At 69.3% G+C, this 23,324-nt stretch carries 20 protein-coding genes, 1 tRNA gene and 2 pseudogenes; 12 read left to right on the top strand and 11 right to left on the bottom strand.

The window, feature by feature from the left end; translation table 11 throughout:
* Positions 1 to 23 precede the first annotated feature (23 nt).
* A pseudogene (locus A5711_RS27600) lies at positions 24 to 203 on the bottom strand (hypothetical protein); the annotation flags it as partial.
* Between the two features lie 197 nt (positions 204 to 400).
* Between A5711_RS27600 and topA the strand changes: the two are divergent.
* Positions 401 to 3,199, top strand: coding sequence for a type I DNA topoisomerase (topA, locus tag A5711_RS13685; RefSeq protein ID WP_067947303.1), 2,799 nt, complete (start codon positions 401 to 403; stop codon positions 3,197 to 3,199).
* A gap of 6 nt (positions 3,200 to 3,205) precedes the next feature.
* Here topA and A5711_RS13680 read toward each other — a convergent pair whose 3' ends face one another.
* Positions 3,206 to 4,918, bottom strand: coding sequence for an adenylate/guanylate cyclase domain-containing protein (locus tag A5711_RS13680; RefSeq protein ID WP_369829934.1), 1,713 nt, complete (start codon positions 4,916 to 4,918; stop codon positions 3,206 to 3,208).
* 70 nt (positions 4,919 to 4,988) lie between these two features.
* Between A5711_RS13680 and A5711_RS13675 the strand changes: the two genes are divergently transcribed.
* The gene (locus tag A5711_RS13675; protein WP_067947299.1) at positions 4,989 to 6,197 is read left to right on the top strand and encodes a DNA polymerase III subunit delta'; all 1,209 of its coding nucleotides are present in this window, start codon (positions 4,989 to 4,991) and stop codon (positions 6,195 to 6,197) included.
* A gap of 54 nt (positions 6,198 to 6,251) precedes the next feature.
* Positions 6,252 to 6,327 (top strand) — tRNA-Thr (locus A5711_RS13670).
* Between the two features lie 22 nt (positions 6,328 to 6,349).
* Here the strand turns inward: A5711_RS13670 and A5711_RS13665 are convergent.
* Positions 6,350 to 8,158 carry a hypothetical protein gene (locus A5711_RS13665; protein ID WP_197520162.1) on the bottom strand — a complete coding sequence of 603 codons (1,809 nt, stop codon included), beginning with the start codon at positions 8,156 to 8,158 and terminating at the stop codon, positions 6,350 to 6,352.
* On the opposite strand from A5711_RS13665, the gene A5711_RS13660 reads away from it, so the two are divergent.
* The gene (locus tag A5711_RS13660) at positions 8,124 to 9,068 is read left to right on the top strand and encodes an NAD-dependent epimerase/dehydratase family protein (protein WP_197520161.1); all 945 of its coding nucleotides are present in this window, start codon (positions 8,124 to 8,126) and stop codon (positions 9,066 to 9,068) included. The genes A5711_RS13665 and A5711_RS13660 overlap by 35 nt on opposite strands.
* Here the strand turns inward: A5711_RS13660 and A5711_RS13655 are convergent.
* The 3 genes from A5711_RS13655 to A5711_RS13645 are packed head-to-tail and all read right to left on the bottom strand — an operon-like array spanning position 9,065 to position 11,405.
* Positions 9,065 to 9,406, bottom strand: coding sequence for a DUF2304 domain-containing protein (locus A5711_RS13655; RefSeq protein ID WP_066955604.1), 342 nt, complete (start codon positions 9,404 to 9,406; stop codon positions 9,065 to 9,067). The genes A5711_RS13660 and A5711_RS13655 overlap by 4 nt on opposite strands.
* Complete coding sequence (locus A5711_RS13650) at positions 9,403 to 10,104, bottom strand: glycosyltransferase family 2 protein (RefSeq protein ID WP_067947295.1); 702 nt, start codon at positions 10,102 to 10,104, stop codon at positions 9,403 to 9,405. The genes A5711_RS13655 and A5711_RS13650 overlap by 4 nt, the downstream gene beginning before the upstream one ends.
* Before the next feature lie 23 nt (positions 10,105 to 10,127).
* Complete coding sequence (locus A5711_RS13645) at positions 10,128 to 11,405, bottom strand: hypothetical protein (RefSeq protein WP_067947307.1); 1,278 nt, start codon at positions 11,403 to 11,405, stop codon at positions 10,128 to 10,130.
* A 92-nt stretch (positions 11,406 to 11,497) separates the two neighbouring features.
* Here A5711_RS13645 and A5711_RS13640 point away from each other — a divergent pair, with 92 nt between their 5' ends.
* A complete protein-coding gene (locus A5711_RS13640) occupies positions 11,498 to 12,577 on the top strand; it encodes a DUF475 domain-containing protein (protein ID WP_067947305.1) in 1,080 nt (359 codons plus the stop codon).
* Here A5711_RS13640 and A5711_RS13635 read toward each other — a convergent pair.
* A complete protein-coding gene (locus A5711_RS13635; RefSeq protein ID WP_067947294.1) occupies positions 12,574 to 13,266 on the bottom strand; it encodes a hypothetical protein in 693 nt (230 codons plus the stop codon). The two genes, A5711_RS13640 and A5711_RS13635, sit on opposite strands and share 4 nt — an antisense overlap.
* Positions 13,267 to 13,333: 67 nt before the next feature.
* A complete protein-coding gene (locus tag A5711_RS13630) occupies positions 13,334 to 13,822 on the bottom strand; it encodes an inorganic diphosphatase (RefSeq protein WP_066955591.1) in 489 nt (162 codons plus the stop codon).
* 113 nt (positions 13,823 to 13,935) lie between these two features.
* On the opposite strand from A5711_RS13630, the gene dacB reads away from it, so the two are divergent.
* From dacB to hpt, 4 genes are read left to right on the top strand one after another with little or no spacing between them, the layout of a single operon-like run.
* Complete coding sequence (gene dacB / locus A5711_RS13625; RefSeq protein WP_067947292.1) at positions 13,936 to 15,321, top strand: D-alanyl-D-alanine carboxypeptidase/D-alanyl-D-alanine-endopeptidase; 1,386 nt, start codon at positions 13,936 to 13,938, stop codon at positions 15,319 to 15,321.
* The gene (locus A5711_RS13620) at positions 15,318 to 16,364 is read left to right on the top strand and encodes a zinc-dependent metalloprotease (RefSeq protein ID WP_067947290.1); all 1,047 of its coding nucleotides are present in this window, start codon (positions 15,318 to 15,320) and stop codon (positions 16,362 to 16,364) included. The genes dacB and A5711_RS13620 overlap by 4 nt, the downstream gene beginning before the upstream one ends.
* Positions 16,343 to 17,305, top strand: a complete 963-nt coding sequence (tilS, locus tag A5711_RS13615; RefSeq protein WP_067947288.1) for a tRNA lysidine(34) synthetase TilS — start codon at positions 16,343 to 16,345, stop codon at positions 17,303 to 17,305. Before A5711_RS13620 ends, tilS begins: the two co-directional genes overlap by 22 nt.
* Before the next feature lie 50 nt (positions 17,306 to 17,355).
* The gene (gene hpt / locus A5711_RS13610; protein ID WP_066955579.1) at positions 17,356 to 17,967 is read left to right on the top strand and encodes a hypoxanthine phosphoribosyltransferase; all 612 of its coding nucleotides are present in this window, start codon (positions 17,356 to 17,358) and stop codon (positions 17,965 to 17,967) included.
* Between the two features lie 21 nt (positions 17,968 to 17,988).
* On the opposite strand, the gene A5711_RS13605 is transcribed toward hpt, so the two are convergent.
* Positions 17,989 to 18,735, bottom strand: a complete 747-nt coding sequence (locus tag A5711_RS13605; RefSeq protein WP_067947286.1) for an SIMPL domain-containing protein — start codon at positions 18,733 to 18,735, stop codon at positions 17,989 to 17,991.
* 376 nt (positions 18,736 to 19,111) lie between these two features.
* Between A5711_RS13605 and A5711_RS13600 the strand changes: the two genes are divergently transcribed.
* Positions 19,112 to 19,411 carry a PE family protein gene (locus A5711_RS13600; RefSeq protein ID WP_067947284.1) on the top strand — a complete coding sequence of 100 codons (300 nt, stop codon included), beginning with the start codon at positions 19,112 to 19,114 and terminating at the stop codon, positions 19,409 to 19,411.
* A 10-nt stretch (positions 19,412 to 19,421) separates the two neighbouring features.
* A complete protein-coding gene (locus tag A5711_RS13595; protein ID WP_067947282.1) occupies positions 19,422 to 20,651 on the top strand; it encodes a PPE family protein in 1,230 nt (409 codons plus the stop codon).
* 24 nt (positions 20,652 to 20,675) lie between these two features.
* On the opposite strand, the gene A5711_RS13590 is transcribed toward A5711_RS13595, so the two are convergent.
* Positions 20,676 to 22,253 (bottom strand): HNH endonuclease signature motif containing protein, encoded by a 1,578-nt coding sequence (locus A5711_RS13590; RefSeq protein WP_067947280.1) that lies wholly within the window; start codon positions 22,251 to 22,253, stop codon positions 20,676 to 20,678.
* A 38-nt stretch (positions 22,254 to 22,291) separates the two neighbouring features.
* Entirely contained in the window at positions 22,292 to 22,642 is a 351-nt protein-coding gene (locus A5711_RS13585) for a hypothetical protein (RefSeq protein WP_067947277.1), read from the bottom strand.
* A 173-nt stretch (positions 22,643 to 22,815) separates the two neighbouring features.
* Here A5711_RS13585 and A5711_RS13580 point away from each other — a divergent pair.
* Positions 22,816 to 23,097 (top strand): annotated as a pseudogene (locus A5711_RS13580) (PE family protein); the annotation flags it as partial.
* Positions 23,098 to 23,324: the final 227 nt, after the last annotated feature.

Genomic DNA, 23,324 nt, shown 5'->3' with positions numbered 1-23,324 from the left:
GAATCGCAAATCTTTTTCCGCGGTTATACCCGCGGCCACACCGCTGATGCGTCGACGCCGTCGGGGGCGTCGCCCACGTTCTCTACCAGGCGCGATAGCCGGCGACGGCCGCTGATCCGCAGCGCCGGCCGGCCGCCGCGGGTGCCGATCAATGTGGGCGACGCCCCCGACGGCGTCGACGCATCAGCGGTGTGGCCGCGGGTATAACCGCGGAAAAAGATTTGCGATTCCGGCGGCCGGTTTGCGCAGTCGCGCCTCAGGGTGCGAAATTGTCAGGTGCCCGAGGGCGAAGGAACGCTGGCGTATCTGAATTTCCGCGGAATTTTTGACGCCGGCCTGTCATTCTTCTGCGGGGTGGCCTCGCAGGGGGGCCGCGATCAAGGATGGAGCGTAAGCGTAGTTGGCCGACCCGAATCTCAAGGACCGCGAGAGCGGCCGGGCTGGGAGCCGTAGGCGACTCGTCATCGTCGAGTCGCCGACCAAAGCGCGCAAATTGGCCGGTTACCTGGGCTCCAACTACATCGTCGAATCCTCGCGCGGGCACATCCGCGACCTGCCCCGCGCCGCGGCCGACGTGCCGGCGAAATACAAGTCGGAGCCGTGGGCCCGCCTTGGTGTCAACGTGGACCACGACTTCGAGCCGCTCTACATCATCAGCCCCGAGAAGAAGAGCACCGTCAGCGAGCTGAAGGGCCTGCTGAAGGGCGTCGACGAGCTTTACCTGGCCACGGATGGTGACCGCGAGGGCGAAGCCATCGCCTGGCACCTGCTGGAAACCCTGAAGCCGAACATCCCGGTCAAGCGGATGGTGTTCCACGAGATCACCGAGCCGGCCATCCTGGAGGCCGCCGAGAACCCCCGTGACCTGGACATCGACCTGGTCGACGCGCAGGAAACCCGCCGCATCCTGGACCGGCTGTACGGCTACGAGGTCAGCCCGGTGCTGTGGAAGAAGGTCGCACCCAAGCTGTCGGCGGGGCGGGTGCAGTCGGTGGCCACGCGCATCATCGTGCAGCGGGAACGCGACCGGATGGCGTTCCGCAGCGCCTCCTACTGGGACATCCTGGCCCGTCTGGACGCCAGCGTGTCCGACCCGCAGGCCGCACCACCGACCTTCACCGCCCGGCTGACCAGCGTCGACGGCCTGCGCGTTGCCACCGGCCGCGATTTCGACTCGCTGGGCCAGCTGCGCAAGGCCGACGAGGTCACCGTGCTGGACGAGGCGCGGGCGACCGAGCTGGCCAGCGGGCTGCAGGGCGCCCAGCTGTCGGTCGCCTCGGTGGAGGAGAAGCCCTACACCCGCCGGCCCTATGCGCCGTTCATGACGTCGACTCTGCAGCAGGAGGCCGGCCGCAAGCTGCGGTTCTCCTCGGAGCGCACCATGAGCATCGCCCAGCGGCTCTACGAGAACGGCTACATCACCTATATGCGTACCGACTCGACGACGCTGTCGCAGTCGGCCATCAACGCCGCGCGCACGCAGGCGCGTCAGCTCTACGGCGAGGAGTACGTCTCGCCGTCGCCGCGCCAGTACACCCGCAAGGTGAAGAACGCGCAGGAGGCGCACGAGGCCATCCGGCCCGCCGGCGAGACCTTCGCCACGCCGGACGCGGTGCGCCGCGAGCTCGACGGCGACGAATTCCGGCTCTACGAGCTGATCTGGCAGCGCACCGTGGCCTCGCAGATGGCCGACGCGCGCGGCACGACGCTGAGCCTGCGGATCAACGGGCAATCCGGAGAAAGGCAAGTGGTGTTCTCCGCGAGCGGGCGGACCATCACGTTCGCCGGCTTCTTGAAGGCCTACGTGGAGACCGTCGACGAATTGGCCGGCGGCGAGGCCGACGACGCCGAGAGCCGGCTCCCGCAGTTGACGCAGGGCCAGCGGCTGGACGCCATCGAGCTGACGCCCGACGGGCACGCCACCAACCCGCCGGCGCGCTATACCGAGGCGTCGCTGGTGAAGGCGCTCGAGGAGCTGGGCATCGGCCGCCCGTCGACGTACTCGTCGATCATCAAGACCATCCAGGACCGCGGCTATGTGCACAAGAAGGGCAGCGCGCTGGTGCCCTCGTGGGTGGCGTTCGCCGTAATCGGTTTGCTGGAGCGGCATTTCGGCCGGCTGGTCGATTACGGGTTCACCGCCGCGATGGAAGACGAGCTCGACGCGATCGCCTCGGGGCAGGAGCGGCGCACCGACTGGCTCAACCGCTTCTACTTCGGGGGCGACCACGGGGTGGCCGATTCGGTCGCGCGTTCCGGCGGCCTGAAGAAGCTCGTCGGCGTCAACCTGGAAGGCATCGACGCCCGAGAAGTCAACTCCATCAAGTTATTCGACGACGAGCAGGGTCGCCCCGTGTACGTCCGGGTGGGCAAGAACGGGCCTTATCTGGAACGCATGGTGACCAACGACGAGGGTGAGCTCGGGCCGCAGCGCGCCAACCTCAACGACTCGCTGACGCCGGACGAGCTGACGCTGGAGGTGGCCGAGCAGCTGTTCGCCACACCGCAGGAGGGACGCACGTTGGGCGTCGACCCGGAGACGGGTCACGAGATCGTCGCCAAGGACGGCCGGTACGGCCCCTACGTCACCGAGATCCTGCCGCCGCCACCGGAAGACGACGAAGGCGGCGCCCCCGCCAAGAAGGGGAAGAAGCCCACCGGGCCCAAGCCGCGCACCGGCTCGCTGCTGCGCAGCATGGACCTGCAGACCGTCACCCTCGAGGACGCGCTGAAGCTGCTGTCGCTGCCCCGGGTGGTGGGCGTGGACCCGCAGACCGGTGAGGAGATCACCGCGCAGAACGGCCGCTACGGCCCATATCTCAAGCGCGGCACCGACTCTCGTTCACTGGCCACCGAGGACCAGATCTTCGAGATCACGCTCGACGAGGCGCTGAAGATCTACGCCGAGCCCAAACGCCGCGGCAGGCAGGCCGCGGCCGCGCCGCCGTTGCGGGAGCTGGGCGCCGACCCGGCGACCGGCAAGCCGATGGTGATCAAGGACGGCCGATTCGGTCCCTACGTCACCGACGGCGAGACGAACGCGAGCCTGCGCAAGGGCGACGACGTCCTGTCGATCACCGACGAACGCGCCGCCGAACTGCTGGCCGACCGGCGGGCGCGGGGTCCGGTCAAGCGACCCGCGAAGAAGGCCGCCCGCAAGAAGGCCCCGGCCAAGAAGGCCGCCAAGCGCAGCAGCTAGCCCGGTCTAGTAGCCCGGGCCGATCGACTCGCTGTGCACGTCCTCGCGGACGGGTCGCACTGGCTGGGAGTCCGTGGTTCCGGCCAGCTTGACCGGCCGGGCCAGCTGAGTGGGGGCGGTGCGGCCCCGCAGCTCGACGACCTCGCCCACGTCCCAGCACAACGCCTCCGCATCCAGCGCGCCGCTGACGGCGATCGCCGACGCCAGCACGTGGCCGGACTCGAGTTTGGCCAGCTCGGTCAGCCGGGCGGCCTCATTCACCGGGTCGCCGATCACGGTGTACTCGAAGCGGGCCTGCGCGCCGATGTGCCCGGCGATCGCCCTGCCCGCCGAGACACCGATCCCGAACTCCGCCGCCCCGATCACCGGGAGCAGCTCGTCGTGCAACTCGCGCGCCGCGGCGAGCGCTCCGCCCGACGCGTCGGGGTGTTCGATCGGCGCGCCGAAGATGGCCAGGGCGGCGTCGCCCTGGAACTTGTTGACGAAACCGCCGTGCCGGCCCACGGTTTCAACCACTACGCGGAAGAACTCGTTGAGCAGGTGGACCACCTCGGCGGGCGGGCGGGTCGCGGCGAGCTTGGTCGAGCCGACCAGGTCGACGAACAGCACCGCGACGTGGCGCTCCTGACCGCCGAGCTCGGTGCCGCGCTCCAGGGCGCGGCGGGCGACGTCTTCACCGACGTAGCGGCCGAACAGGTCGCGCAGCCGCTGCCGCTCGGACAGGTCACGCACCATGTCGTTGAAGCCGGCCTGCAGCAGGCCCAGCTCACTGGCGTCGTAGATCTGCATGTGCGCGTTGTAGTTTCCGCGCTGCACCTCCGACAGCGCCCAGCGCAGCTGGCGCAGCGGGTCGGCGATCGACATGGCGACCAGCAGGGTGCTGACGAAGCCGATGCCCAACGCGGCCAGCGCCAGCAACAGGATGGGGGTGAACAGCTTCTCGGGCGTGGCGTGCAGCAGGGACGCCTTGTCCGCCATCACCGCCAGCACAATGGCCAGCACCGGGACGGCGGTGGACAGCATCCATGTGAGGATCTGCCGCAGGATGACGCCGGGCGCCTGGACGTTCTCGGGGACGCCGCTGCGCAGGGCGGCCACGGCCACCGGCCGCAGCACCCGCTCGGACTGCAGGTAGCCGATGATCGCGGTCGCGGCGGCGCCGAGCCCGGTGGCCACGGCGGCGACGGGCGCGGCGAACCGGGCCACCGACCAGCTGGCGATGATGAACACCACGCCGCCGATGCACCAGGCCGCCATGCTGATGAGCGTGCGATAGAAGGGCATCCGCAGGGCGCGGCTACGCGCCAGCTCGGTGGCGGCGGGGTCGGCCTCGGCGAGCAGGTTGTCGCGGCGCTGCCAGCGGAAGACCGGCATCAGCAGCTTCAGGTTGACCATCCAGCCGGCCAGGAACAACACCACCAGCGCGATCGCGAAGACCGCCAGATTCAGGACCGGCAGATCCTGCAACTGGATGCGATCCTCGGGCGGCAGCGCGTAGCGCAGGAAGCCCAGCACGAAGAGGGCGCCGATGATGTCGGCCTGCAGCATGCTCAGCGAGAACAACGGCCACGGGGTACGCACCACCCACCGGACGAATGCGCTGATCCGCCCGGGCAGTGCTGCCGCTGTTGCCACGAACCCACCGTATCGGTCAGCAGGGACTTGTCGGAAACTTACAACGATCTCGGCGGGCCCCCATCCGGTCCGAAAAGAGCCCAAATGTAACGGGATTGTCCCAATACGGTGGCTGATCGGTATCTGTCGGCGGTGGTGGCTACTGTTACCGGTGATGTCCGGGGTGTTTACGCGGCTGGTAGGCCAGGACGTGGTGACGGCCGAGCTGCTCGCCGCCGCCAGGGCGGCCCGCGGTGATCTGGTTCACAGCGATGCGGGCGCCGGGACTATGACACATGCATGGCTGATCACGGGCCCTCCCGGGTCGGGGCGCTCGGTCGCGGCGCTGTGCTTCGCCGCCGCGCTGCAGTGCACCTCCGATGGGGAACCGGGGTGCGGCCAATGCCGGGCGTGCACGACGACCATGGCCGGCACCCACTCCGACGTGCGCCGGGTGATCCCCGAAGGGCTGTCCATCGGGGTGGACGAGATGCGCGCCATCGTGCAGATCGCGTCGCGGCGTCCGGCCACCGGGCACCGGCAGATCGTGGTGATCGAGGACGCCGACCGGCTCACCGAGGGTGCCGCCAACGCGCTGCTCAAGGTCGTCGAGGAGCCGCCGCCCTCGACCGTGTTCCTGCTGTGCGCGCCGTCGGTGGACCCCGAGGACATCGCCATCACGCTGCGTTCCCGCTGCCGGCACGTCGCGCTGGTCACCCCGCCGACCGAGGCGATCGCGCGCGTGCTGATCGACAGCGACGGCCTGACCCCGGACACCGCGAACTGGGCGGCGTCGGTCAGCGGCGGCCACGTGGGCCGGGCGCGGCGACTGGCCACCGATTCCGAGGCCCGGGAACGCCGCGAGCGGGCGCTGGCGTTGGTGCGCGACGCCGCGACGCCGTCGCGGGCCTACGCCGCCGCCGAGGAGCTGGTGGCCGCCGCCGAAGCCGAGGCCGTCGTGCTCACGGCGGATCGCGCCGAGGCCGAGACCGAGGAGCTGCGGACCGCGCTCGGCGCCGGCGGCACGGGCAAGGGCACCGCCGGGGCGATGCGGGGCGCCACGGGCGCGATGAAAGACCTCGAACGGCGGCAGAAATCGCGTCAGACCCGGGCCTCGCGCGACGCGCTGGATCGGGCGCTGATCGACTTGGCGAACTATTTCCGGGACGCGCTCATGGTCTCGGCGGGCGCGGGTTCGGTGCGGCCCAATCATCCGGACATGGCCGAGCGGGTGGCGGCGCTGGCCGCCCACGCCCCGCCGCAGCGGTTGCTGCGCTGCATCGAGGCGGTGCTGGAGTGCCGCGAGGCGTTGGCCATCAACGTCAAGCCCAAGTTCGCCGTCGATGCCATGGTGGCCACCTTTGGCCAGGAACTGCGCGATTGATTTCGTCGCGCCCGCCCGCCTGCCGTAGACTCGTGCCGCCCGGCGAGAGGGTGTGCCGCCTTAGCTCAGTAGGTAGAGCGATTCACTCGTAATGAATAGGTCGGGGGTTCGATTCCCCCAGGCGGCTCCACGATTCTTCACCGGGCGCGCGGCTAGGCCGGCGCCAGGAACCCCACCGGACCAGAAGCGAGGCATAACGCCAGCGCGGTGGTGTTGGCGCGCACGGTGATCGCGTCGCCGGCGCCGGGCAGCCGGGCGAACACCCGGTTGAGTCCGGGATGCACGGGGACCTTGACGTCGGGTCCCTGCGTCATCGCCAGGGTCATCGTTCCCTCGCTGTTGGCCAGGTAATTGAGCTCGACGCTCCAGTCGGCGGGCAGCAGCGGGCCGTCCAGGACCAGGCGCGCCGGCTTGTCCGGCTGCGCGAAGTAACCGCAGTGCGGCATGGGTCCTGGCACGATGGTCCGCACCCAGGTCACCCGCGCCCTGACCAGTCGGCCCGAGCTGTCCAGCATCCGCAATTGCGTTGTGGCCGAGGCGAATTCGGGCCGGTCGTGCAGCAGGGCGAACAGGTGGCTGGCGAGGTTCTCCGGCGCCGCCACCCGCTGCAGCACCAACGGATCGACCTCCTGGTCCAGCAGCGGCGCCGTGGAGGCCGCGTGCGCGGCGGCGAGATCCGCCCGGGCGTTCTGTAGGTAGCGCTGGGCCGGGTTGTCGCGCCAGCTGGTCAGAAACGTCGCCGTCGAATACAGGCTGCTGGCCACGAACAACGCCGCCAAGACCAGCGTCACCGCGGTACGTCTGGGCGAGGCGTCCAGCCAGCGCGGCGCGGCGGGCCGGTTCGGCGCGCAGAACGCCACGGCGGCCAGCAGCGCCAACACGAAGACGAGATCCGGGAAATAGCGCAGGGTTTGGGCGAGTTCCAGCGCGGTCAGCTTCGACGACCGCATCAGGTAGATCGGCACCTGGCAGGCGACGGCGTAGCCGGCCGCGGTCAGCCACACCGGCCCGATGCGCTGCTTGCGCACGAGTGAGACCGCGACGGCGCCGCCCAGCACCAGCCAGCCGAGCGCCATCACCAGCGGCGGGGGCGTGGCCCACGGCGAGGCCGGCGCCCACCGGTCCCAGTGCCACGGCCCGCCGGCCAGCCCGGGAACGATGCCGTGCGTGATCGATCGCCCCAGCAGGTCCGCTGTCATCGCAAGGTCGGAGCTCCACCGCCCCTGGTTGACCACGGCCAGGTAGAGCGCGATCCAGCCCGCGGTGAGCGCCAGCGTCGCGACCCATAGCCGCAGCCCGGCCCGCCACACCGTCAGCAGCGCCGCCCGGTCGCCGCCGACGTGGCGCAGCAGCGATACCACCGCGAACGCGACGAACGGGATGACCGCCGCCTTCTCGAAGAACAGCAGCCCACCGAAGTAGGCCAGCGTCCCGGTTACCGCGTAGCGCTGGTTGCCCGTCCGCACCAGCAGGACGGCGTCGGCGCACACCCACGCCAGAGCCGCCAGCATCGGCAGTGAGTTGAGCGCCGCCGCCCACCACGCGAACCCCGGCACCGCCAGCGGGGTGAACAGCGCGAAGGTCAGCGGGACCAGCAGCACCGGCCGCTGGCCGAGGATGACATACAGGGCGCGCAGCAGCGCAAGTGAGGCCAGCAGCTGCAGCATTAGCAGGCTGATCGCGGGTCCGGTCCAGTCCAGCGGGGCCAGCCGGATGATGGCGCCGCCGAGCAGGAAAGCGCCCGGCATTACGTGGCCGTCGTGGTCGTCGAACAGGTACGCCGGCGACAGCAGGTTGTGGGTGCCTGCCTTCCCGATGAGGATCAGGTCGTCCCAGTAGAAGTAGCCGCCGAACGCGAGGACCGCGCGTATCGCCAGCGCAACGGCGATCAGCGCGACGGCCACGGCCACTATGTATGGTGGGCCGGTGCGCGCACTGGTTACCGGGGCAGCCGGATTCATCGGGTCGACGCTAGTCGACCGTCTACTGGCCGACGGCCACACCGTGGTGGGACTGGACAACTTCGCCACCGGCCGCGCGACCAACATCGAGCACCTGGCCGACAACCCCGCGCACGTCTTCGTCGAGGCGGACATCGTCACCGCCGACCTGCAGGCCATCCTCGACGAACACCGGCCCGAGGTGGTCTTCCACCTCGCGGCCCAGATCGACGTGCGGCACTCGGTCACCGACCCGGAGTTCGACGCCTCGGTCAACGTGATCGGCACGGTGCGCCTCGCCGAGGCGGCGCGGCGGACGGGGGTGCGCAAGGTCGTGCATACCTCGTCGGGCGGATCCATTTACGGCACCCCGCCCGTGTATCCGACCCCCGAGACCGTGCCGACCGACCCGGCCTCGCCGTACGCGGCCGGAAAGGTGGCCGGCGAGATCTACCTGAACACCTTCCGGCACCTTTACGACCTGGACTGCTCGCACATCGCCCCGGCCAACGTCTACGGACCGCGGCAGGACCCGCACGGCGAAGCCGGTGTCGTGGCGATCTTCGCCCAGGCGCTGCTGTCGGGTAAACCCACCAAGGTGTTCGGCGACGGGAGCAAGACCCGCGACTACGTGTTCGTCGACGACGTGGTGGACGCCTTCGTCAAGGCCGCCGGGGAGGCGGGCGGGGGACAGCGGTTCAACATCGGCACCGGAGTGGAAACGTCTGACCGGCAACTGCATTCGGCGGTGGCCGCGGCGGTCGGGGGGCCCGACGACCCGGAGTTTCATCCGGACCGGCTGGGCGATCTGAGGCGGTCGTGCCTCGACATCGGTTTGGCCGAACGGGTTTTGGGGTGGCGTCCGCGGGTCCGGCTCGACGACGGCGTGCGCCGCACGGTCGAGTACTTCCGCAGCGCCCAGACGGTCTAGCTGTGTTCGGGCGCCTGCGCGCCCTCGAGCGCCAGGGCGCGGGCGAGCCGGGCATAGCGCAGTTCCAGGTCCTTGAACCGCATGTACGTGCTGAGCGTGGTGAAGCAGAAGGCCATGACGAGCGCGTAGAGCATCAGGTCGGTGCCGCGGCGCACCCCGAACCACTGCGCCACGACCGTGGTGTCGTCGGGCCGCAGCACGGCATAGACACCGGCCAGCACGAAGACGATGTAGCCGACCTTGACCCAGGCCCGCGACCGCGCGTTCCGGCGCGACCGCAGCAGATAGACCAGCAGCGCGATGATCGATCCGATCAGCAGCACCTGGATCCAGTTCATCTGGGAATCCTCCCTCGCAGGAACCCGTCGAAGATGATGTTGACGCCGTTGAGAAGCGGCTGCCCCTTCGACTTGGAGTAATCGGTGTAGAGCACCTCGACCGGTTGTTCGACCACGCGCCAATGGTTTTCGGCGATCAGCATGATGAACTCGTTGGCGTGGCTCATGCCGCTCATGGTGATGTCCAGCCCGTCGGCGACCTTCTTGTTGAAGACCCGCAGCCCATTGTTGGTGTCGGTCAAGCCAAGTCGGCGGCCACGACGGCTCAGGCGCGCGGCGGTCTGCAGCACCAGCCGCTTCACGAACGGCGGCCGGGTGCCGCCGGGGGCGGCGAACCGCGTCCCGATGACCACGTCGACGTCCTCCGCGCAGAGCCGGTCCACCATCGCGGCCAGGTCCTTGACCCGATGCTGCCCGTCGCCGTCGAACGTGGCGAACACCTGCGCCCCAGGCTGTTTGCGGGCGTACTCGACGCCGGTCTGGATGGCCGCGCCCTGGCCCAGATTGATCGGATGCCGCACCAGATGAGCGCCGGCCCGCCTGGCGATCTCGCCGGTGCCGTCGGTGCTGCCGTCGTCTACGCAGACGACGTTGTCGAAGATCGAGCGCACATCGGCGACCACGTCGCCGATGACGGTGGCTTCGTTAAAGGCGGGGATGACGATCCAGGCGCCCGAGTATTTGGAGTCAGTAACCATCTAGCCCACAAGGTTAGCCAGGATCAGGCGGCCAAGCGCTCGGCGCGCGAGAGCGCCACCAGATGAACGCCGATTCCCACCAGCGGGCCGCACAATAAGCCGACCACGGTCCGGGTCTGCAACGGCAGCGGCAGCAGCAGCAGCAATCCCGAGGCGACCGTCGCGCCGACCCAGCCCAGCGAGTACGCCCGGTGCAGCGCCGCCGCTACCGCGCCGGCCCCGGTGAGCGTCAGCATGGCGATCGCCACCGCCGCCGCGGTCAACCAGGCCAGCAACGCGCCGCTGGCCTGGTACTGCGGCCCGAAGGCGACCCGCAGCAGCCACGGGCCCACCACCCCGGCGGCGATCACGCCGACCGCGCCGATACCGCCGATGATCCCCGCGGGCGCGATCAGGGCACGAACCCGGTCGCTGCGCGCGTCGACGAAATGCGCGATCAGATTCCCCTGCATGGCTGTCAGCGGCACCAGCAGCGGCGCCCGCGTCAACGTCACGGCGAGGATGATCACCCCGCCCTCGGCCCCGAGCTCGTCGCTGGTCAGCTTCAGCAACACCGGAAAACCCATCACCAGAATCGCGCTCGCGCCCGCGGCGGTGATCGAATGGGCGGTCCCGCGCAGGAAGGTCCGGGCGCCACCGGGCGTCAGCATCCGGGCGGCGGCCCGCGCCGAAGGTGATGCCACCAGCATGATCAGCCAGGCGACCGCGCCCGCGACGGTGGCCCACAGGAAGCCGACCAGGCGCCAGCCGAGCACGACGGTGGCCGCGGCGACGGTCACCCGGATGACGGCGTCGGTCACCATCAGCGCCCCGTATCCGGTCCACCGATCGGTGCCGGCCAGCATGCCCAGCAGGGTGGCGTGCACGCAGAACCCGGCCAGGCCGACGCTGAGCAGCGCCACCGACAGCCAGCGCTGCTCGACGAACACCCGCCCGCTCCACAGCGGCGCGCTGCCGGCGATCACCCCGGCCGCGCCCACGCCGACCAGTGCCGCGACTCGCAGCGGATGGGTCCGCGGTTCGTCCCCGCCCGGCAAGGCCGCCGGCAGGTGGCGGCTCGAGCGGACCTCCCGGGTCGTCTCTTGAAGCAACCCGTTCGCGGCGCCGGTGACCAATCCGAATGCCCCCCAGAACACCCCGAAGACCGAAAAGCCGCCCGGCGCCAGGTCACGGGCGGCCAGGTAGATCACGGCGTAACCGCACAGGGCGGTCAGCGCCGTCGCGGCGCCGACCCGGGCCACGCTGCCGCGCGTGATCGGACCCGCGCCGGTGGAGGCTTGGGTACCGCCGACTTCGGGCATGGCCACAATTTGAAAATAGTAAGTGGCCGTGGATGCTGGTCGGCGGCGGCGACCGGGCTTCGCTATCGTGGGCGGCTGTCGGAAAGGACACCTTGGCCGCGTTGCGCATCTTCGGGATCTCGCTGTTGGTCACCGTGGCGGCCCTCATGGCGGGTTATGCCCACGGCGGCCTGAAGGACCTCTTCTTACTGCTGGTGCTGGCCACCCTCGAGGTGTCGCTGTCGTTCGACAACGCGATCATCAACGCCGCGATCCTGAAGCAGATGAGCCCCTTCTGGCGGCGGATGTTCCTGACCGTCGGGATTCTCATCGCCGTGTTCGGGATGCGGCTGGTCTTCCCGTTGCTGATCGTTTGGGCGACCGCGGGCCTCGATCCGGTCCGGGCGATGGAGTTGGCCCTACACCCCCCGCAGCACGGGGCGCTGGAATTCCCCGACGGCTCGCCCAGCTACGAAAAGCTGATCGCCGCCGCGCACCCACAGATCGCGGCGTTCGGCGGGACGTTCCTGCTGATGCTGTTCTTGGACTTCATCGTTTACGACCGAGACATCAAATGGCTCAAGTGGATTGAGGCTCCGTTCGCCCGCATCGGGCGGCTTGGGCAGGTATCGGTGGCGGTGGCCGTCGTGGCGCTGGTGCTCGTCGGGACGCGATTGACGCACTCCAGCGACGAGGGCCAGACGGTGCTCACCGCGGGACTGCTGGGCCTGGTGACCTATTTAGTGGTCAACGGTCTCAGCCGGGCGTTCCGCCCGCCGGACCTCGAGGCGGTGTCGGCCGGCACGGCGGTCGGCAAGGCCGGCTTCACGTTGTTCTTGTATCTCGAGGTCCTCGACGCCGCCTTCTCGTTCGACGGGGTAACCGGCGCCTTCGCGATCACCTCGGACCCGATCGTCATCGCGCTGGGCCTCGGACTGGTGGGGTCGATGTTCGTCCGGTCCATCACCATCTTCCTGGTGAAGCAGGATGCGCTGGACCGCTACGTGTACCTGGAGCACGGCGCGCACTGGGCGATCGGGGTGCTCGCCGTGATCATGCTGCTCTCGGTCAACCCGCACTACCAGGTCCCCGAGCCGATCACCGCGTCGGTTGGGGTGGTGTTCATCGGCGCGGCGCTGAGCTGGAGCGTGCTGCGCAATCGGCGCAACGCCAAGGCCGCGGCGGCCGCTTAGGCCTCGATCTGGCCCGCGATGCGTCGTTCGATGCCGGCCCTCGCGGGGGCCGGCAGCACGATCAGGCCATCGAGTTCCTTGCTCGCCCGCGCGTAGGCATTCTGTCGTTCATCGCGGGTGGCCGCCTCGTCCTGCGCCAGGTGCAGCAAGCTTTGGGCCCGCGCCATCCGTTGCTGTTCGTCCGCCGAGAAGTCGCTGCGACGCCGGCGAATCGCCTCGGCCTCGGCGATCTCAAAGGCGCTGATGTACTCGTGGACGGCGTCGCGGTATTCCACCAAAGCGTCCCGGTTGCCGACCAGGCTCTCGGGCGGTTCGGGCCGCAGCAAATCCGCATGCCGCTTCGCCCGATGGAACGCGATGGTCAGCGGGGCTCGCATATCGGTCATCATCGGGAAGTCCAGCAATCGCGCGATATCGACTTCATAGTCGAACCACCGGATGTCGGTACGGTCATGCGCCTCAACGAGTTTGGCGATCTCTCGCCGATCGCTTTGCGCGTTGGTCCGCGCCCGGCCCGATGCCTCAGCCACCGCGATCTTGGCCTGCTGCTTCAGCCGATACCGTTCCAGCCGGCGCTCGGCCCGACGCTCGTTCGCCGCCGCGATGGCGCGAAGGCCGCCGCCGATCGCACCGCCCAGCGGAAAAACCAGCCACCAGAAATTGGCGGCGAAATGCAACACCGGGGTCACATCGCCAGGATGCCACCGGACCTCGGCATGCGGTTACGCCACGAGCGTTACCGCACGTCAGCGGGCATCAGTGTCCGTTGGACTTGAACCGCTCGACCGAACGCTGGACCTCGGCTTCGGCTTCGGCGCGGCCGACCCAGTCGGCGGTCTTGACGAACTTCCCCGGCTCGAGCGCCTTGTACTGCTCGAAGAAGTGCTTGATCACGTCCAGTTCGAATTCGGGCACGTCGCCGATGTCCTGGATGTGGTCCCAGCGATGGTCGCCGGCCGGCACGCACAGCACCTTGTCGTCGCCCCCGGCCTCGTCGACCATCCGGAACATGCCCACGGGGCGCGCCTCGACTATCACGCCGGGGAACACCGACTGCGGCAGCAGCACCATGGCGTCCAGCGGGTCGCCATCTTCTCCCAGCGTGTCCTCGATGAAGCCGTAGTCGGTGGGGTAGGCCAGCGAGGTGTAGAGGTAGCGGTCCAGACGCACCCGGCCGGTCTCGTGATCGACCTCGTACTTGTTGCGCTGGCCCTTCGGAATCTCGATGGTCACGTCGAATTGCACTGTGTGCTCCTTAGATCTGGGCTTTTCGCGGTGGTCCGTTCGCGTCGGGGATCACCCTAGTCGAGGCATTTGCGTCGGATTCGGCAGAATGGGTCCAGACAGTCAGGAGAGCGATGGGTCCCACTCGCTGGCAAAAATCCACCCACGTGTTCGTCGGGTTGGCCGTGCTGGCGTTTGTCGCCGCCGTGGTGGCGGCGGCAACGTTTTTCACTTCGGCGGGGCACGGCGGCAACAGCTCGCACGCCCCGATACCGCCCCCGCATGCGCCGACGGTCAAGCCGGGGATGATCCCGGTCAGTGACACCGCCGAGACGCCGAGCCCGGCCGGGGTGGCCGCCGCGCTGGCGCCGATAGCGGCCGATCCGAACCTGGGCAGGTTGGGCGCCCGGGTCACCGACGCCCTGACCGGGAAAGAGCTCTGGCAGGTGGCCGGCGACATGCCGCTGGTGCCGGCGTCGACCAACAAGGTGCTCACCGCGGCCGCGGCGCTGCTGACGCTGGACCACCAGGCGCGGATCAGCACGCGGGTGGTGGCCGGCAGCCAGAACGCCCAGGGCCCCGTGGTGCTCGTCGGTGCGGGCGACCCGGTGCTGTCGGCGGCGCCGCCCGGCGTGGACACCTGGTACCGCGGATCCGCCCGGCTCAGTGACCTGGTCGAGCAGATCCGCCGCAGCGGCGTGACGCCGACCGCGGTGCAGGTGGACACCTCGGCGTTCACCGGACCGACGATGGCGCAGGGCTGGGATGCCGCCGACGTCGACAACGGCGACATCGCGCCGATCGAATCGGTGATGATCGACGCCGGGCGTATCCAGCCCAGCACCGTCAACTCCCGGCGGTCGCGGACCCCGGCGCTCGACGCCGGGCGAGAGCTGGCCAAGGCGCTGGGCCTCGATCCCGGTGCCGTGACGATCGCTACGGCGCCGTCGGGGGCACGGCAGCTGGCGGTCGTGCAGTCGGCGCCCCTGGTGCAGCGGCTGTCCGAGATGATGGACCACTCCGACAACGTGATGGCCGAGTGCATCGCCCGCGAGGTGGCGGCCGCGATCAACCGTCCGCGCAGCTTCGCCGGTGCGGCCGACGCGGTGACCAACCGGTTGAGCACCGCCCACGTCGACACCGGGGGCGTCACGCTGATGGATTCCAGCGGGCTTTCCGTCGACGACCGGCTGACCGCCAAGACCCTCGACGGCGTGCTGCAGGCCGCCGCCGGGCCCGACCAGCCGACGCTGCGGGCGCTGTTGGATCTGCTCCCGATCGCGGCCGGGAGCGGGACGCTGGCCGACCGCTTCACCGACGCGGCCTCCAATCAGGGGCCGGCCGGCTGGTTGCGCGCCAAGACGGGATCGCTGACCGCCATCAACGCCCTGGCCGGGGTGCTGACCGACCGCAGCGGACGGGTGCTCACGTTCGCCTTCATCTCCAACGCCGCCGGCCCGAACGGCCGCAACGCGATGGACGCCCTGGCCAGCCGGCTCTGGTCGTGTGGTTGCTCATGAGCGCGCCCTCCGAGCTGACCCTCGGTACCGCCGTCGACTGGCGCTTCGCCGCCACGGTCGGTCAGCGGCTGGCCCGGCCCGGTCCGCCGTCCAGTGAGTACACCCGGCGCCAGGTGATCGACGAGCTCACCAGTTCGGCCGCCAAGGCCGAACCGCCGGTGCGTGAGGTCACGGGCCTGGTCACCAACGGTGTCGTGCCCGCCGCCCGCATCGTCGACCGCCCCGAATGGATCGGCGCGGCGGCCGAGTCGATGCGGGTGATGATGAACGGGGCCGAGAAGCCGCGTGGCTTTCTGACGGGCCGCGTCACCGGCGCGCAGACGGGGGCCGTGCTGGCTTTCGTGTCGTCCGGCATCCTCGGTCAGTACGACCCGTTCGCGGCCGCGAAAGAGGGCTGCCTGCTGCTGGTGTATCCGAACGTCATCGCCGTAGAGCGGCAGTTACGGGTCGATCCCTCCGACTTCCGGTTGTGGGTCTGCCTGCACGAGGTGACCCACCGGGTGCAGTTCACCGCGAACCCGTGGCTGTCCGAGCACATGTCCCGGGCCCTGGCGCTGTTGACCCGGGACGCGGGTGACGACATCGCGCAGGTGGCGAGCCGGCTGGCGGAGTACGTCCGCACCCGCGGCAACGGGGCGCCGGACGGCAGCTCGTCGGGCATCGTGGGTCTGGTGCGTGCGATGCAGTCGGAGCCGCAGCGGCAGGCCCTCGATCAGCTGCTGGTGCTCGGCACCCTGCTGGAGGGTCACGCCGACCACGTGATGGACGCCGTGGGGCCCATGGTGGTGCCGTCGGTGACCACCATCCGCCGTCGATTCGACGAACGCCGCAACCGCAAGCAACCGCCCCTGCAGCGCCTGCTGCGCGCGCTGCTGGGGCTCGACGAGAAGCTCAACCAGTACACGCGGGGCAAGGCGTTCGTCGACCATGTGGTGGGGAGGGTCGGCATGGAGCGGTTCAACGCCATCTGGTCCGGTCCCGAGACACTGCCCCTGCCCGCCGAAATCCAGGAACCCCAGCGATGGATCGACAGGGTGCTGTAGGGCAGCTGCGCGCTGCCGTCGAGGCGTTCATCCAGACCCATGTCGCCACGGCCGAACAATGGTGCGTGGCGCTGTCCGGCGGCCCGGATTCCCTCGCGCTCACGGCGGTGGCGGCCCAGCTGCTGCCCACCACCGCCGTGATCGTCGATCACGGCCTGCAAGACGACTCCGCCGCGGTCGCCGAAACCGCCCGGGGCCAAGCCGTCACCTTGGGATGTGTTGCGGCACAGGTCGTTCGCGTGCGCGTGGGGAACGAAGGCGGCCCCGAGGCCGCCGCGCGTGCCGCCCGCTATGCGGCGTTGAGCGCGTACCACGGCGGACCGGTGTTGTTGGGCCACACGCTCGACGACCAGGCGGAGACGGTGCTGTTGGGGCTGGGCCGCGGGTCGGGCGTGCGGTCGATCGCCGGGATGCGCCCCTACGACCCACCGTGGGGTCGGCCGTTGCTGGGTGTGCGGCGCGCCACGACCCACGCCGCGTGCCGCGAGCTGGGCCTGACGGCGTGGCAGGATCCGCACAACGCCGATCCCCGCTTCACCCGGACCCGGCTGCGCCTCGAGGTGCTGCCGCTGCTCGAGGATGTGCTCGGCGGCGGGGTGGCCGAGGCCCTGGCGCGCACGGCGACGGCGTTGCGCGAGGACACCGAGCTGATCGACTCGCTCGCGGCCCAGGCGCTGCCCGAGGCGAAGGTGGGCGCGGGGTTGCACACGCAGGCCCTGGCCGCGCTGCCCGTCCCGGTTCGGCGCCGGGTGATCCGCGGCTGGCTCCTGGCGGGCGGCGCAACGGGCCTGACCGACAAGCAGATCCGCGCCGTCGACGCCCTCGTCACCGCCTGGCGCGGGCAGGGCGGGGTGGCGGTCGGGTCCGCACTGCGCGACGAGCGGCTGATCGCGGGGCGGCGCGACGGGGTGCTCACCCTGTGGCGCGAACCGGTTCGATAGGCGCAATACCGGGGTCGCCGTTGGTTATTCGGCCGTTGGCGTGGCACTCTGTGGGCGTGGCCCAGATCTCCTCGGCGATCACCCCCGCCCAGCCCGTGGAGCTGTACCCGGGGGACATCAAGTCAGTGCTGCTTACCGCCGAGCAGATCCAGGCGCGAATCGCCGAACTCGGCGAGGAGATCGGCGGGCAATACCGCGACGCCATGACCGAGACCGGCCAGGATCTGCTGCTGATCACCGTGCTCAAAGGCGCCGTGATCTTCGTCACCGATCTGGCCCGGGCGATCCCGGTGCCGACCCAGTTCGAGTTCATGGCCGTCAGCTCCTACGGGACCTCCACGTCGTCTTCGGGTGTGGTGCGGATCCTCAAGGACTTGGACCGCGACATCCAGGGCCGCGACGTGCTGATCGTCGAGGATGTGGTCGATTCGGGCCTGACGCTGTCGTGGCTGCTGCGCAACCTCACCAGTCGCCATCCGCGTTCCCTGCGGGTGTGCACGCTGCTGCGCAAGCCCGATGCCAAGGGCGCCAACGTCGACATCGCGTACGTGGGCTTCGACATCCCGAACGACTTCGTCGTGGGCTACGGCCTGGACTACGACGAGCGCTACCGCGACCTGTCGTACATCGGCACCCTGGACCCGAGGGTCTACCAGCAGTAGTCGCTAGTCGCCGCCATCGCGCTAGTCCAATTCCCAAACGGCGGTCACCGAAAAGCTCACCGTCTGCTGCCCGGGTTCCAGCGGGACCATGCTCGGCATGGCCTTCGGTGGCGCGGGTGGTCCCCCGGGCGTTGGTCCCGTCGCCTCCGAGATGGACAGCACCCTGCCCAGCCGGAGCCCGGACAGCTGGGCGTACTGCTCGGCGCGGTTCTTCGCGTCGTTGAACGCCCGCGCGCGGGCATCCTTGACAAGCTGCGAGTCGTCGGCGATGGAGTAGCTGACCGACTTGATGCGGGTGGCGTCGCCGCCGGTGCCGACGATCAGGGCCAGTATCCGCGACGCGGCGTCGGGCGGGTGGATCTTGACCGTGATGGCGTTGGTCGCGCGGTAGCCCGTGATGGTCTGTGTGGCGTTGGGCCCGGGATTGCTGAACTGCGGCTGCAGCGTGACCTCGGTGGTGCTGATGTCTTTATGGTCGACGCCGGCGCCGACCAGCGCGTTGATCACCGCTTGCTGGCGGTCGTTGGTCTGGTTCATCGCGGCGGTCACGTCGGGTGCCGTGAACTCGATGCCGACGTCGGCGGTCAGGGTGTCCGGGACGCCCTGCACTTCCCCCGACCCGACGACGGTGACCTGACGGGGATTGACCCCGGGCGCGGGCGTGGAAGGCGGGGAATCGCAGGCCGACACCATCGCGGCCGCCGATCCGGCGACGGCCAAGGCGATCAGCATGCGGGCAAACCTGGGGGCTTTATTTGCGACCGGCATGCCTGGCACCCTAGCCGCTAAGGCGACCCCGTTGCTACGGGCCGCCCGCTTCGGTCGGCCTGCCGACACGAATCATGCTGCGTTGCAACAGAGTCGAACGTTTACTGGTGTGTAGCAACCGGCCGTAACCTCTCGAGGTCGCACATATAGGTTCATATATGACTCCAATCATATTAGTTGGCAATATCTTTCATGCCGAACCCAAATGTTCCAGCACTCCTTGCCAGCAAAGTGAACAGTTATCGACGCGGTAATGAATTGGCGAGCCTGAGGCTGTCTTCTCCGGACGCCACTGACCTAACGTGGCCAGGCGCCCGGCGCGGTGCACGCAGGCGGGCTGAAAGCTGTTGATTTGAAGGCGATTAGAGGAGGGGAAATGTCTTATCTGACGGCGCAACCGGAAATACTGGAGACGGTGGCCGGGGAACTGCACAGCATCAACTCATCCGTGCGGGAGGGAAGCTCGGCCGTGGCTGGCCCGACGACGGGGGTGCTTCCCGCCGCCGCTGATGCGGTGTCGATGCTGACCGCCGCGCAGTTCTCCTGGCACGCGAAGCTCTTCCAAGAGATCAGCGCTGAGGCCGCCGTGGTCCGCGAGCAGTTGGCGACGACGCTCGGCATCAGCGCCGGTTCGTACGCCGCCACGGAGGCGGCCAATAAGGCCGCGGTCGGTTAGGCGAGGGCACATGCTGGATTTCGCGCAGTTGCCGCCGGAGGTCAACTCCGCGCTGATGTATGCGGGCCCTGGCTCGGGACCGCTGCTCGCCGCCGCGGCGGCTTGGGACGGGCTGGCCGCCGAGCTGCATTCCGCAGCATCCTCTTATGGGGCGGCGATTGCGGCCCTTACCGACGGGCCATGGCAGGGGCCGGCCGCGTCGTCCATGTTGACCGCGGCCCTGCCGCAAGTGGGGTGGCTGCGGGGCACCGCGGGGCGGGCCGAACATGCCGCCGTCCAGGCGGTGGCGGCGGCGGGAGCCTACGAGTCGGCGTTCGCCGAAACGGTGCCCCCGCCGGTGATCGCGGCCAACCGGGCGTTGTTGATGGAGTTGCTGGCGACGAACTTCCTCGGGCAGAACACCGCGGCGATCGCGGCCACCGAGTCGCAATACGGCGAGATGTGGGCACAAGACGCTGCCGCGATGTACGGATACGCCGGCACGTCGGCCGCGGCGTCGACGTTGCCGCCGTTCGAGCCGGCGGCGCCCGCTACCAACCCGGCGGGGGTCGCCGGCCAGGCCGCTGCGGTCTCCCAAGCGGCCGGCGCCAGCGGGAGCAACAGCGCGCAGGGGCTCGACGCCGTGCCCCAAATGTTGTCGTCGCTGGCCGGGGCGACGGGCAATCCCAATCCCGCGTTTTCCCTCGGTGGAATCGCCCTCAACCCCGAGGGCGACGGGCTTGTCGTCAGCGGTCCGTTGGGTGACCTGCTGGAGGGGCTGACCGGATCGCAAACCCTGGACGCCAGTACGCCCTTTGACGCGTTCATCCGGTTGATTTCACCGACCCGGCTATTCACCACCTCGTTCAAAGACATCCAAAGTATCGCCCAGGGCATGATGCCCGCCGCGAAGTCCGCGGCGGAGGGGGCCGCCAAAGCCGCGGAAGCCGCTCTGCCCGCGGCCATTTCCGGTGCCGGTCCAGGCCTGGGCTCCGTTGGCGGAGCCGTCGGCAAGGCCGCATCGATCGGTGGTTTGTCGGTGCCGGCGGTATGGACCAGCGCGGCCCCGGCGGCGCCACCGGTCACCTTGGCGCTCAACGGTCTCACCGCTGCGTCGGCTATGGAACCGGCCACGAACGCGGTTGGCGGAGTGCCGATGATGCCTGTCGGCGGGACGGGGCGGAATGCGGCAGCCCATTTCGTCGCGCCGCGATACGGTTTCAAGCCCACCGTCATTGCCCAACCCCCCGCGGGAGGCTGATCCGAGCCGCACCCGCCCAGCGCGTCAGAAGGGTGGATCGTCCGGCACGGGTTTCACGGCCGGTCCGTCGGGAGTCCAGTCCGGCGGTAGTTCTTCGGGCTCTTTGGGGTCATTCACCCAGGTGCAGAAGGGGCTGGTGCTCGGTGTGCCTTTGAACGCGAACAGCATGTCGCGCATGTGGTTACGGAATTTGCGCGCCGCGATTTCCTGCCGGCGGGCCTCCTCGAGCGCCCGCCTGGCTTCGTTGATGGGCCGCTGCACGCGGTTGTGGTTGCGCACCCGAGTGATTCGCGCGCTTCTTTGCCGCGATCTGCTTCTTGTGCTGGGCATCGGCGGCGCGCAGGCGGGGGCGCGGGTTTGGGGGAAGAGGTCGGCGCCGGCGGGCGATGTGCGATAGGTCCGCCCGGTGGGAGACAGCCAGACGACGGTGCCGTCGGCCAGTTGCTTATCGCGCCACCCGCCGAAGGTTTTGAGTCGATGATGTTGTCGGCAAAGGCATTTGAGGTTGTCCGCGACGGTTAGCCCACCCGCAACCGGATTGCGGTGGTTGAACGGAATGGTGTGGTCGAGGTCGCAGACAACGGCCGGCCGGCTGCACCCGGGGAAGCGGCAGGTGAGATCGCGGCACCGGACGGCCCGCTCCAGGGCGGCGGATGGTTGGTAGCGCAGCGCTTCGACCGGACTTGTCACCGGATCGGCCACGAGCAAGGATGCGGCAGCGGCCAGTTGGCGCACCTGCTCGGCGTCGATCACGCCGTGGCCCTCCAGGTAGCCGGGCTCGGTGCCATCGGCATGGACGGTCCGGTCGCTGGCCACTACGTTGATGACCACCTGCGCTCCGGTCCCAAAATGGTCACCCACCCGGTAGGGGCACTCCGGTTGCCCGCAGGTGCACGTCAGCTCGCGGCCCTCGGCCAGCGCGGCCAGCGCGTCGGCCCGGCGCTGATCCAGTGTCCGCGGGTCCGCCGGGCACACCCGCTTGGCGAGTTGCGAGAGCCGTCGGTCAAAGGCGGTTGCCGCCGTGGCGGCGACCGACCCGTAGATGTCGGCCATCCCATCCTCTTTGGTGCTGATCGCGATGTGGCGGTCGCTTTCGGCCGCAAGGCGGCGCTCACGGGCGCCGTCGGGGTCGGTGGCCCGCACGGCGGCGTCGACGGCGTTGATGATGCGCTGCTTCGACCAGCCGTGCCAGTTGCCGATGCGTTCGGCCAGCGACTGGTCGATCTTCGTGATCAGTTTCTCGTCGGTGACCAGATCGCTGCGGCTGATGATCAAGCGCACGGTGCGCCAGTCGGTTCGGCCCTCCGCGAGCAGGGCCGCAACTTTCGGCAGCCTGGCGTCCAGCGCCTCGGCGTACGACACCAGATAGCTCGCCGCTACGGGCGAGAGGTTCATCGCGGCGGCGACCTCGGCAGCGGTCTGCTCGAAGCCGTCGATTGCCGCGTATTCCTGGGACCGCTCGGGCCGCTCGGCGGCGGCCACCCGATGCCGCAGCAATGCCGCTACCGCGGCCAGCCGGCGGGCCACCAACATGGATTCCTGCCGGTGCGACGACTCGATCAGCTCTACCATGGCGGCGGGATCCGGCGGTATCTCGAACATGTGTTCGATTGTATGCCCGGGTACTGACAAGCAGCGACTCAGTCGCCCGAGCCCTCCGCCGTGGGGTTCGGCATCAACACTCGCTGCCGGGTCGTGGCGCGGAACGGGTCCAGCGGCTGCCCGTCACCCAACGCCGCATGCACATCTTCGGGCGTGATCAGGCCCAGTTCGACTTGTAGCCACGTTGCGCTGAGTCCGAACGAGTGCGCGGCGCGCCTGGCCTCCTCGGCGTCGGGGAAATCGTCCGCGTTCGCGCGGCCGGCGCCCCCGTACCAGCGTCCTTTGGTGACGCCACAGGCGTCGCGCAACTGCTCGACGGTGATGTCGCGGTTCAGCGTCGCCTCGAGCAGGCGCTTCAGTCCCCAGCCTGCGGCGTTAGTGCGTGGCATCCGTCCAGAGTAACGCGGTGCCGAAAGACGGGCAAAGTATCCAGATACGCGAGTTCAAAGATCAAAAATAGAAATCAAGACCTACGACTAGACAGAGATTCATAATTTATGACATAGTCTCACGAAGCACGACGAGACACCCCAGATCCAGGCATTCCATGAGGAGAAGACACATGTCGTTCGTGACCACACAGCCGGACCTGCTGCTGGCCGCGGCGGGCCAGCTGCAGGCGATAGGTTCGGCCGTCGCCGCGGCCAACTCGACGGCCGCGTTTTCGATCACGGGAGTCGTCCCGGCGGCCGCCGACGAGGTCTCGGCGGTGACGGCGGCCAGCTTCGCCGGCTACGGCCAGCAGTATCAGGCGATCAGCGCCCAGGCCAGCATGATCCACGAGCAGTTCGTCAGCGCTCTGGGAGTAAGCGCCGATTCGTATGCGGGGGCCGAAGCCGCCAATCGGACACAGATGGCGGGCGGGCACTTGGCGCCCCCGCGTATGGCCCCTGTTGCGCCCGCACCCAAATCGGCGGCCGCGAGCGGCACCCGGTGGATCGGCGCCGTCGGCGCCAACTGAGAAGGCGAAACATGCTGGCCCGCACCCAAATCGGCGGCCGCGACCGCGCCCGGGCGGGACTGGCGCTGTCGGCGCCAACTGAGAAGGCGAAACATGCTGGCCCGCACCCA

The organism is Mycobacterium sp. E2238, assembly GCF_001672665.1.
Classification (GTDB): Bacteria; Actinomycetota; Actinomycetes; order Mycobacteriales; family Mycobacteriaceae; genus Mycobacterium.
The sequence above is the reverse complement of the archived record's forward strand: the minus strand, read 5'-3'. Positions and strand labels throughout refer to the sequence as shown.